This window comes from Agromyces sp. NPDC058104, from assembly GCF_042884835.1.
Lineage (GTDB): Bacteria > Actinomycetota > Actinomycetes > Actinomycetales > Microbacteriaceae > Agromyces.
The window spans coordinates 1-4,641 of sequence record NZ_JBHVTD010000007.1 but is presented as its reverse complement, the minus strand read 5'-3'; the positions used below and the strand labels follow the sequence as shown (position 1 = coordinate 4,641).

The window sequence follows — 4,641 nt, the reverse complement described above, 5'->3', positions numbered from 1 at the left end:
CTTATATGAGCTTTATATTGCGTATCTAGTTCTCTCTTAACCTCATCTTTTACATTTTCCTTCTGTTCAGCAGAAAAATCACGGACAAGCTTCTGACACATTTGTTTTTTCGCCTTCTCGTTGGTTGTGTTTTTGGATCTCCAATATTGCGTCTTTGTGGAACTTTTACATGCGGATAATCCCATATTTGGCCATCCCTCAATCCCCAATTTTGACCACTGTTCTTAGGGCGAGGATACCACAACTTTAGATTTGGTGTAACGCACTACACCAATTTTTCATCTTCGATAAAATTGGGAGCGCGCTCTACGAGGTAGGCGGTCGGATTCCTCCCTGTGTTTGGCTTCGCCAAAATGAAAAAAGACATCCTCAACGGATGCCCTTTTTCATCAAGACCGTGGACGCCGTCCACCACCTGTAAGGGGAACTCTTCCCCTTAACCCCATCCTAAAAACTCCCCCAACCCCCTCACTTTTTTGAGGGGGCTCCCTCGCCGGTTGGCGTCAAACAAACGCGTTTGTTTGAGTGCCAAGAGGGTCCTGGTGTGGAAAGCTTGTCAATTCCTTAATGCTCCCTACGGTCCGCTTACCATTGACAAGCGCGGAATATAGTACTCTTATTCCTTATAAAACTCTTTTATTCACTTGCCCAAACCAATTGCTAATCCTACTGCACTACCTATTCCAAGGCCTAGGGCGAGATTATCAAAAAGTAAACCAAAAATAGCCCCAAAAGCCAACCCTAGACATATTCCAATTCCTGTTGTTATCCTTTCTTTTTTATCATCAGACAAAAAATATCCCCCCGTTCGAAATTAGAGAATACTCATAACAAAGACCGCCCATTATCTATAAGTATATAAGGCGGTCTTATCTCTATGTATGCTACATGTTTATTCTCAAATTCCCGACATTATTCCCCACGAAATTACATTATTTCCAAAACTCCCACCACTTCTTTTTATCTTCAGCAGCAGCAAGTTGTTTTCTCGTTTCTTGGATTTCACGTATATGGCTCATACTTTGCTGATCCATACGTTCCACAAGCTTTTTATTAAAATCCATTTGTTCATTTAATTGCTTTTTTATCTCCTCAAGACTTTGAGCCATATCATCAATTTTATCTTTGAATTCATGGGCTTGCACGGCCATTTGTGCTGGTTGCATGGGGGGCGTTCCTGTACGTGTGCCATAACGCTCCACTACTTCTAAACACGCGGTTTCTTTGGTTTTTCGTTGGACTTTTACAAGTTGTTTAAACAGTTGTAGAGCTTTTAAGTCATGATCGGTAAATGCACGGCTATCATTTTCTCCCTTAATGAACTTATAACCTGCGGCCTCCAATTGAATACACCACTTTCTCAAAGTGCTATCAGATATCTCTAGCTTCTTTGCTACCTCACCAGTCCAATACGCCGGCTCTTGGCCAAGTTTCGCTTCTGACATATTGTTCCCTCCCGTGCAATTATAATTATATAAATAGTTATACTTTGTATCTCAAATATCCTTTAAACAATAACAAAGAACGCCCCCCATGCACATCATTTTAACCATGCACGGGGGGCGTTCTTATATGGTAAATCCCATTATATCAAGGTTTTGACGCTAATTTGTTTTCTAAGGTTTTATTTATAAGAAAAACAAGTGCATGCCCCCCATGCAACCAATTTGCATTCGATGCATGGCAACCGTTCATACCCGTTTCCCCCGTTCGTTTTGGGGTGGCGCGCTGGCTAGGGGTTCGGGGACTAGTCCCCGTTTGCGTCTCTTATTTTTAGAAAACGGAAATTTAGGACGGCCGATCTGGCGGTTCGGCAGGTACAATTGCTATACCAAGCCGATCATCATTCACTTCGTTTTGGGTATGTTCGGCTTGGCGATATGCCCTAACCTGCCGAAATTTGAAATGCAAGGAGAAAAGAGTGGAGATTTTTTAAGTGATTTTCTTAAAAAATACTACTCGAACCTTGCATGGAAAATAGCCCTTATATTTATAGATAAGAGTGAAAAAAGGAGGGAAATGGTTAAAAACATTGATATATCAGTAGTTTAAGAGGGTTTTAATCGGTGTAATTTTTTATACTGTTTGGTGTAATTTTTTATACTGTTTGGTGTAATGAAAATAAACTGTTGTATTTAGGGTACACCATTTAGTATAATATAATTAAACTAAATGAAGTGATGAGGGGTGACTATTATGAGTGAAAAACAACCTAAGAAAAAGACCATTACAACAAGAAAAAAAGTAAGATTTACAGGTACACAAAAATATATTAACCAAGATACTGGTGAAATAGTCGAAATGAATGTTACTGAAATTGAAGAAAGAGATGCAAACTTTCATAAAGTTTGGTTAGGTCATGTCATTCAATCCTTAGATTTAATTGGTAACAAAAAAATCAATATACTTACTTTTATTATGAGTAACCTTAACAAAGAAAATCAGTTTTTATATACATACTCCATGATTGAAGCTGAAACAGGTATTTCAAGAAAAACAATTGCAGATACAATGACAGCCCTACAAGAAAGTGATTTTCTCAAAAAAGTAAAGAATGGTCACTATGAAGTAAACCCAGACCAAATTTTTAAAGGTGGTAAAAATTCAAGAATGGATATCTTATTAAGATACAAAAATCTATCTTCGTTATCCTCACAAGAGCAAGAAGATGATAATTAAGGAGGTGATCCAAACGAATCACAGCAAGTCCAAACTAAATAAAACAAAAGGGCATTTCTCCTGGCAGAGAAACACCCCATGTGAAAACATATACAAGTTAATTATAACATGGGTTGCCCTCAAAAAATAGGAGGGTCTTATCATGGATCAAAGCGAAAAACTATTAATGGGTATCGAAAATATTCTAAGTGTAGCCTCTGATTTAGTTGATGAAGTTGCTCGACTGAAAAGTTTAGAAGAAGAATGCAAAATCCTGAAAGAGAAAGTCTTTATGAATCAGTTTACTAAAGCAGAACAAGAAGTCTTTGCTCTTGCTATTGATGGTCATTCTATTTTAGAGATACAAGACATTCTCCATAAAGAAGAGTGCACGATTAAGAATCAAAGAAGAAGTATCTTAAGGAAATTGAATACACCCTCTATGACAGAAGCTGTTCAACAGTTTCAGAATTTACATCAAGAACCCTCACAAAAACTAATACGTACTTCATAACTATAAAATAGCCTTAAAGGCTATAGAAGCAGGCTTAAGCCTGCTTTTTCTTTTACCCGTGCAATAGGATATTGCAAATTTGCTATATAAAGGTTGCGTAACTGCTGCAACCTTTGAGCAAACTACTCAAAATGGATAGCGTTCTTCCTTAGCTAATACTCCATTGCACCTAACAAACTACCTCGCCACCTTTCAACCGACTTAGAGGTAGTTTGTTTTTTTATGGACAAGAAGTCATAGAACTTTAAAGACAAGCATATAATCTAAAAAAGAACCTCACGTGCTCATGAATTGAACTAGTAGATAACCCATGAATACATTGTATTCATGGGTTATTTGCTTTTTATATGCATTAAAACATCATAACCAGAGCAAACTACTCAAGATGTCCCAGACATCGACTCATAAAACTAAACTCTGCTACAGAAAAAACCTACCTCTTTTAACTGAGAAGAGATAGGTTTTTCTGTTTTTTAAGCTGCATACGCTATACAAAGGTAGTTAACATAATGTCTCTTTCCGGAACACATCACCAAAAAGAACCCTCTTGGGAGAAGGGTTCTCGATGGGGTCTTGTTTCTTCTTTATGCAGCTTTTTATACATCCTTGATATGACAGCTTTTCTTATCATGATGAATGACCTAAAGATGAATAAAAAGTGCACCTTTTATTCATATGCTCCTTTTAGAAAAGATAGTATTTAGAGTAAGAACATGGTAATATTTACTTGCAGTTATCTTTTCTATAATTGTTGTACGTTCGAACCCTGTAAAAAAGCTATCTCATTTCTATGCAAAGCCAATGCCCATAGAATGAGATAGCTTTTTTTGTGTATATAAAACTATTTATTTTTACTCGAAGCTTTTAAAAAATAGTTTGTATAAAAAAAGGAGAAATTTCATGTTAAGTAAATACGAACTCCTATTATTCAACAGGGAACTCTTATTCCTAATAGAACAACATTCGACCTGTACCGACTCTAGTTTAAAAGAGATTCTGATGACTCAAATTGCTCTTATGCTTGCTGTTCTCAGCTAGATTTCATATTATTATCTTTCCATTTCTTGATCTTGTCTTTTATTTCGTTTTTGAATCCCACCAACATATTGAAAGAACGAGATTTTCTTCACCTTTTCTACATGCTTATCAATCCAATTCAATGCTTTTTCCTTCCAGGCTTTTAATGTCTTATTTTCTTTTCGTAATTCATTAACCTCTTGATTCACTTTATCAAGCTCTTCTTATGGGACATAATTCTCTATATAATCAATGTTCATTTCTGTTAAACTGTCATTCAGTTTATTTGCCTGTACAAGCTCTTTTTTCGTTTTCTTATGTTTCTGCTTCTCAATCATTAAATCATCGCTGAGAGAGCTTATATGAGCTTTATATTGCGTATCTAGTTCTCTCTTAACCTCATCTTTTACATTTTCCTTCTGTTCAGCAGAAAAATCACGGACAAGCTTCTG

General features: G+C 36.5%; 6 protein-coding genes. 3 read left to right on the top strand and 3 right to left on the bottom strand.

Annotation, left to right across the window (positions count from 1 at the left end; genetic code table 11):
• Positions 1 to 640: 640 nt before the first annotated feature.
• Together ACFVTH_RS19205 and ACFVTH_RS19200 are read right to left on the bottom strand one after the other, a co-directional pair.
• The gene (locus tag ACFVTH_RS19205; protein ID WP_098998102.1) at positions 641 to 793 is read right to left on the bottom strand and encodes a glycine zipper family protein; all 153 of its coding nucleotides are present in this window, start codon (positions 791 to 793) and stop codon (positions 641 to 643) included.
• A 139-nt stretch (positions 794 to 932) separates the two neighbouring features.
• Entirely contained in the window at positions 933 to 1,445 is a 513-nt protein-coding gene (locus tag ACFVTH_RS19200) for a DUF3967 domain-containing protein (RefSeq protein ID WP_387094547.1), read from the bottom strand.
• A 235-nt stretch (positions 1,446 to 1,680) separates the two neighbouring features.
• Here ACFVTH_RS19200 and ACFVTH_RS19195 point away from each other — a divergent pair, with 235 nt between their 5' ends.
• The 3 genes from ACFVTH_RS19195 to ACFVTH_RS19185 all read left to right on the top strand — a co-directional run bounded on the left by ACFVTH_RS19195 (position 1,681) and on the right by ACFVTH_RS19185 (position 3,172).
• On the top strand, positions 1,681 to 2,052 hold the full coding sequence (locus ACFVTH_RS19195; protein WP_387094544.1) for a hypothetical protein: 372 nt from the start codon (positions 1,681 to 1,683) through the stop codon (positions 2,050 to 2,052).
• Between the two features lie 144 nt (positions 2,053 to 2,196).
• Positions 2,197 to 2,679 carry a replication/maintenance protein RepL gene (locus ACFVTH_RS19190; protein ID WP_098896829.1) on the top strand — a complete coding sequence of 161 codons (483 nt, stop codon included), beginning with the start codon at positions 2,197 to 2,199 and terminating at the stop codon, positions 2,677 to 2,679.
• 142 nt (positions 2,680 to 2,821) lie between these two features.
• Complete coding sequence (locus ACFVTH_RS19185) at positions 2,822 to 3,172, top strand: helix-turn-helix transcriptional regulator (protein ID WP_387094541.1); 351 nt, start codon at positions 2,822 to 2,824, stop codon at positions 3,170 to 3,172.
• Between the two features lie 1,241 nt (positions 3,173 to 4,413).
• Here ACFVTH_RS19185 and ACFVTH_RS19180 read toward each other — a convergent pair.
• Positions 4,414 to 4,641: hypothetical protein (locus ACFVTH_RS19180; protein ID WP_387094538.1), on the bottom strand; the 228-nt coding region annotated here is incomplete at its 5' end.